7 protein-coding genes are annotated in these 5,531 nt (G+C 43.1%); all 7 read right to left on the bottom strand.

All coding sequences use genetic code 11. The features are described 5' to 3' along the window. Positions 1-202 precede the first annotated feature (202 nt). Entirely contained in the window at positions 203-2,299 is a 2,097-nt protein-coding gene (gene fusA, locus AB6D80_RS24000; RefSeq protein WP_012604915.1) for an elongation factor G, read from the bottom strand. Positions 2,300-2,465: 166 nt separating this feature from the next. Continuing rightward, positions 2,466-2,936: a 30S ribosomal protein S7 gene (gene rpsG / locus AB6D80_RS24005; RefSeq protein WP_012604916.1), complete on the bottom strand. Its 471-nt coding sequence runs from the start codon at positions 2,934-2,936 to the stop codon at positions 2,466-2,468. Between the two features lie 104 nt (positions 2,937-3,040). Further along, positions 3,041-3,415, bottom strand: a complete 375-nt coding sequence (gene rpsL / locus AB6D80_RS24010; RefSeq protein WP_012604917.1) for a 30S ribosomal protein S12 — start codon at positions 3,413-3,415, stop codon at positions 3,041-3,043. A 181-nt stretch (positions 3,416-3,596) separates the two neighbouring features. Continuing rightward, positions 3,597-3,872 (bottom strand): sulfurtransferase complex subunit TusB, encoded by a 276-nt coding sequence (gene tusB, locus AB6D80_RS24015; protein WP_009848936.1) that lies wholly within the window; start codon positions 3,870-3,872, stop codon positions 3,597-3,599. A gap of 8 nt (positions 3,873-3,880) precedes the next feature. Further along, positions 3,881-4,237 (bottom strand): sulfurtransferase complex subunit TusC, encoded by a 357-nt coding sequence (gene tusC / locus AB6D80_RS24020; protein WP_017096568.1) that lies wholly within the window; start codon positions 4,235-4,237, stop codon positions 3,881-3,883. Continuing rightward, on the bottom strand, positions 4,234-4,623 hold the full coding sequence (tusD, locus tag AB6D80_RS24025; RefSeq protein WP_372189833.1) for a sulfurtransferase complex subunit TusD: 390 nt from the start codon (positions 4,621-4,623) through the stop codon (positions 4,234-4,236). Before tusD ends, tusC begins: the two co-directional genes overlap by 4 nt. Next, the gene (locus tag AB6D80_RS24030) at positions 4,617-5,342 is read right to left on the bottom strand and encodes a transcriptional regulator (protein ID WP_012604921.1); all 726 of its coding nucleotides are present in this window, start codon (positions 5,340-5,342) and stop codon (positions 4,617-4,619) included. The genes tusD and AB6D80_RS24030 overlap by 7 nt, the downstream gene beginning before the upstream one ends. Positions 5,343-5,531 lie beyond the last annotated feature (189 nt).

The following is a 5,531-nucleotide window of genomic DNA, read 5'->3' on the forward strand; positions in this document are numbered from 1 at the left end:
CCGATAGTACCAACGTTTACGTGCGGTTTCGTACGTTCAAATTTTTCTTTAGACACAATCGTGTTCCTTCCTAGTTATGATTCGCCACGTTCATTATTGAGCGAGACGCGCCAGAAATTGCTATTTTATGCGCCAACTCTCGTTAGCGCAATATTTGGACGCATTGTTCTTTCAAAAAATGAAAAAAATACGTCCCTTTTGTTTAACCACGCTCTGCAATGATTGCATTAGCAACATTTTTTGGCACTTCAGCGTACTCACTAAACTCCATAGAGTAAGAAGCACGACCTTGTGTCGCAGAACGTAAATCAGTTGCGTAACCGAACATGACAGACAACGGAACTTGTGCACGAATTATCTTCAGGCCAGCTGTCCCCTCGTCCATACCTTCGATGATGCCGCGACGACGGTTAATATCGCCAACAACGTCACCCATCCAGTCTTCTGGAGTAGTTACTTCAACTTTCATCATAGGCTCAAGCAAAACTGGTTGCGCTTCTAGTGCACCTGTTCTGAAAGCCATAGAGGCAGCGATTGTAAACGCCATCTCACTTGAATCTACTTCATGGTAAGAACCATCATATAGTGTAGCTTTGATATCCAAAACTGGATAGCCCGCTAATACACCATTGTTCATTTGCTCTTCAACGCCTTTAGCGACAGAGGTAATGAACTCTTTTGGCACGATACCATTGGCAATTTCATCTACGAAGACAAAGCCTTCACCGGCTTCTGATGGTTCCAGTTTCAGCCACACGTGACCGTACTGTCCTTTACCACCATGTTCGCGGATAAATTTACCTTCAGCTTTCGCTGTACCACGAATGGTTTCACGATAAGCAACTTGCGGATTACCAACGTTGCAGTTCACACTGAATTCACGCTTCATGCGGTCAACGATGATATCTAAGTGCAGTTCACCCATACCAGAGATTAGTGTCTGGCCAGTCTCGTCATCCGTTTCAACACGGAACGATGGATCTTCTGCCGCTAGCTTACCTAACGCGATAGTCATTTTATCTTGATCAGCTTGAGAGCGAGGCTCTACAACGATCTGAATAACTGGATCTGGGAATTCCATACGTTCAAGAACAATTTTATGGTTCTGATCACATAGAGTTTCACCAGTAGTAACATCTTTAAGGCCGATAATGGCTGCGATGTCACCTGCTCGTACTTCTTTTACTTCTTCACGCTTGTTTGAGTGCATTTGAACAATGCGCCCTAAACGTTCACGTTGTTTCTTCACAGAGTTGTAAGCTGTTTTACCGCTTTCAACAACACCAGAGTAAACACGGATGAAAGTTAAAGTACCAACAAATGGGTCTGTTGCAATTTTAAATGCTAGCGCTGAGAACGGTTCTTTGTCGTCTGCATGACGCTCTGCTTCGTTCTCGTCTTCGTCGATACCTTTAATTGCAGGTACATCGACTGGAGAAGGAAGGAAGTCAACAACTGCATCTAGAACAGCTTGTACACCTTTGTTTTTGAATGCACTACCACATGTAGCAAGTACGATTTCATTATTAAGGGTACGAGTACGAAGACCTTGTTTGATTTCAGCTTCTGTTAGTTCACCTTCTTCAAGGTACTTATCCATCAGCTCTTCATTTGCTTCTGCAGCAGCTTCAACAAGTTCTGTACGATATTCTTCAGCCATTTCTTGCATGTCTGCAGGAATATCTTCGTACGTGAAAGTCATGCCTTGGTCAGCTTCATTCCAGTTAATCGCCTTCATCTTGATAAGATCGACAACGCCTTGGAAGTTTTCTTCAGCACCAATGTTCAGTTGAATTGGAACAGGAGTTGCGCCTAGGCGATCCTTGATCTGTTCAACTACACGCAAGAAGTCTGCGCCTGTACGGTCCATTTTATTAACGAAAACCATACGTGGAACTTGGTACTTATCAGCTTGACGCCATACAGTCTCTGACTGAGGTTCAACACCAGATGAACCACAGAACACAACAACTGCACCATCAAGCACACGCAGAGAACGTTCTACTTCGATTGTGAAGTCAACGTGCCCCGGAGTGTCGATGATATTAATACGGTGGTCAGAGTACTGAGCTTCCATACCACGCCAAAACGTAGTAGTTGCTGCTGAAGTGATCGTAATACCGCGCTCTTGCTCTTGCTCCATCCAATCCATGGTTGCTGCACCATCGTGAACTTCGCCGATTTTGTGAGAAAGACCGGTATAGAACAGAATACGTTCACTTGTGGTTGTTTTACCTGCATCTACGTGAGCAACGATACCGATATTACGGTATTGCTCAATAGGAGTTTTACGAGCCACGGTTGAATCCTCTTATTAGAGACTTAGGGACTATTGCTATGTCTAGATTATGCGTTAAAAGCGATACTTCGCTAAAAAGTGCTTGCCCTAGAAATAGCAATAGTTCCTAGCATAAGCATAGGAACTAAAGAAGTGCTGCAAGGAAACTTGCAGCACTAAAAAGGTATTACCAGCGGTAATGTGCGAACGCTTTGTTTGCGTCAGCCATACGGTGAACGTCTTCACGTTTCTTAACCGAAGTACCTTTGTTCTCAGACGCGTCTAGCATTTCAGCAGCTAGGCGTTGAGCCATAGATTTTTCACCACGCTTACGCGCAGCTTCAACTACCCAACGCATAGCAAGAGCGTTACGGCGAACCGGACGAACTTCTACAGGTACTTGGTAAGTTGAACCACCCACACGGCGAGATTTAACTTCTACCGCTGGACGAACATTTTCAAGAGCTTCTTCAAATACAGCTAAGTGATCTTTACCAGATTTCTCAGCCATAACTTCTAGTGCAGTGTAAACAATCTTCTCTGCAGTAGATTTTTTTCCGTCAACCATAAGGATGTTAACGAATTTTGCCAGCAGCTCAGATTTGAACTTAGGATCTGGAAGGATCTTACGCTGGCCTATTACGCGACGACGTGGCATGGAATTTCTCCGTTGTCTTCTTCAGGTTTTTTCCAAAACTTTTCAGAATAATAAATAAATAGTGTTTGGCCTTACTTAACGCTTTCTTTTAAAAAAAAGACGCATTAAGACTTAGGACGTTTCACACCATACTTAGAACGACCTTTCTTACGGTCGTTAACGCCTGCACAGTCAAGTGCACCGCGAACAGTGTGGTAACGCACACCTGGTAAATCTTTAACACGACCACCACGGATAAGAACAACACTGTGTTCTTGAAGGTTATGACCTTCGCCGCCGATGTATGAAGTAACTTCAAAGCCGTTAGTTAGACGAACACGACATACTTTACGTAGTGCTGAGTTCGGTTTTTTTGGAGTAGTAGTATATACGCGAGTACATACACCACGTTTTTGTGGGCACGCTTCTAGTGCAGGCACGTTGCTTTTAACAACCTGCTTTACACGAGGAGTACGTACCAACTGGTTAATAGTTGCCATTAACTAGCTCCTGATTTACTTGAAAGTAAGCTTGATGAAAAATCTAGCCCTATTACACATAGTGTAAATAGGGACGCAAAATTCTATTCAGCAGTGGGATGTGTGTCAAGAAATATACAGATCTTTTTTAGCCGTCTAGAGCTCAGGATGGTCTTTTTTTAACCACGCTGATAAAATGCAGCTACCAAGTGACTGATTTGTCGTTCAAAACAGTCAGTTTTACGAATCCATCGAAGTCCACTTGATCCAGAGTGCTTGAAGCAAGTTGTTGTAAACCTCGACTATAAAGATCTGTTTTTAATACCGACACATGTTTAACGGTGGAGATTTGATTGAATAACTCATGATTTGGAAGGCAAACATACACCGCATCTTCAACCAAAAGGATATGGTCCTTTTGTTGCGAGTACATCAATGCAAGCTTGAGTTTGTCTACTGATTTTACAATATGAAGCATAACGTTCCCTAGAAAGTCAGTATTTTTTGGCTCTGAGCTAACTTCTGCGTCAACTCATTCATTTCTAGCGCAGTCACATCGATCAGTAAGTTATCAGTCGAGAGACCAAACTGATTGAGGCTATGTTGACACACGTAAACCTGCTCGATGTCGTAGAGGTCCATAAGCTTGAATGCAGAAATATAGTCACGTGATAAGGATTCATCAGGCTGTTGCGCTTTGAGAAGCTGTGTAACGCCATCACCGACAAAGAATACGCTAATGTCTTCACTGTAAGCTGAAGCCGCTAACAATGCGTCTAGCCCTTCCCTACCCGCAGCCGTTGTATGAGGAAAGCTGTTAAATATAAATGCTAATGTGCTCAAAACTGGACAACCCTATCTTGCGTCAGAAGTGCTTCAGATAAACTCCCTAAGCCAGCTTGGGTAAACCCTGTCGCCAAGTTAGAGGCACTTAATTGATGTTGCGCCGCTTCTTCAGTGCTGATAACTCCACGCCTTAGCGCAGCAGCAACACATGTCTCTAGGCTAACATTGTGCTCGTGCGCCAGTTTTTGCCAAGCGGCAGCTAAGTCAAATTCATCATTAGCAGGCACAGTAATGCCAGAGCCATTACTGACGCCGTCTTGATAGAAGAACACACTGTGAAGTTTGTGGCCCTGTTTCAATAGAGCCACAGCAAACTGATAAGCACTTCTTGCGGATTGTGAGCCGTAAACGGGTCCATTAACTAAGAGTGTATAGCTTAACAACCCTCTTCATCCTCTGTTTTACGTTGACGGATGTACAAGTACACTGTGTGCTTAGAGATATTCAATCGCTCAGCAACGCGGTTAATCGCGTCTTTGATGTCGAAAATACCTTTGTCGTATAGCTCCATCACGATTTGGCGATTTTTGGTGTTGTTCGATACAGATTTGTCTGCATTGATTTCTTCAATGGTGCGTTCAACCGTTTGGTCGACAAGTTCTTCAACGTCACTAGCAAAGTTAACAGATGACGCAGCTTCGTCCGCGTCTTGCGTAGGCATGAAAGATTGCAGCACTTGTGAGAATGGCGCATCTAAGTTCACGTTAATACACAATAAGCCAATCACTCGGTCTTCACCATTGCGGATAGCAACCGTGATCGACTTCATTAGTACCCCGCCTTTAGCGCGAGTAAAATATGAACGAGAGAAGTTACGCTTAGAACCTTCAATATCTTTCAACATCTTCAATGCAAGATCGGTGATTGGCGAACCAACCTGACGGCCTGTATTTTCACCATTGGCAATTTTAATCGCAGATGTATTGAGGTCTTCTAAAGAGTGTAAAACGATTTCACAAAACGGACCGATCAGACTCGCAATACCATCAACTACGGCCTCATAAGATCTTAAGATAATTTTATCGTGTTCACTGAATGGCATGACATGGACTGATTCCATTTCGAGTAACATGTCCGCATTGACTGTTTCTGTAGTAGTCACTTATTCCTTACCTTCGTGTGAAAAATCAACAAATTTATGTAAGTTTATCAGAAAATTTTAATTGCACACCTAGCTAACATTGCAACTAGTGATTTAGAACAAGTTTAAAAATCAAATACTCATATTCAAGTCATAAAAAAAGGTTCATCGCGGCTTTCCGGGGAAAGCCGCTTTTATCTTCAAGAAGAA

The organism is Vibrio sp. 10N.247.310.17, from assembly GCF_041466605.1.
GTDB lineage: Bacteria > Pseudomonadota > Gammaproteobacteria > Enterobacterales > Vibrionaceae > Vibrio > Vibrio tasmaniensis_A.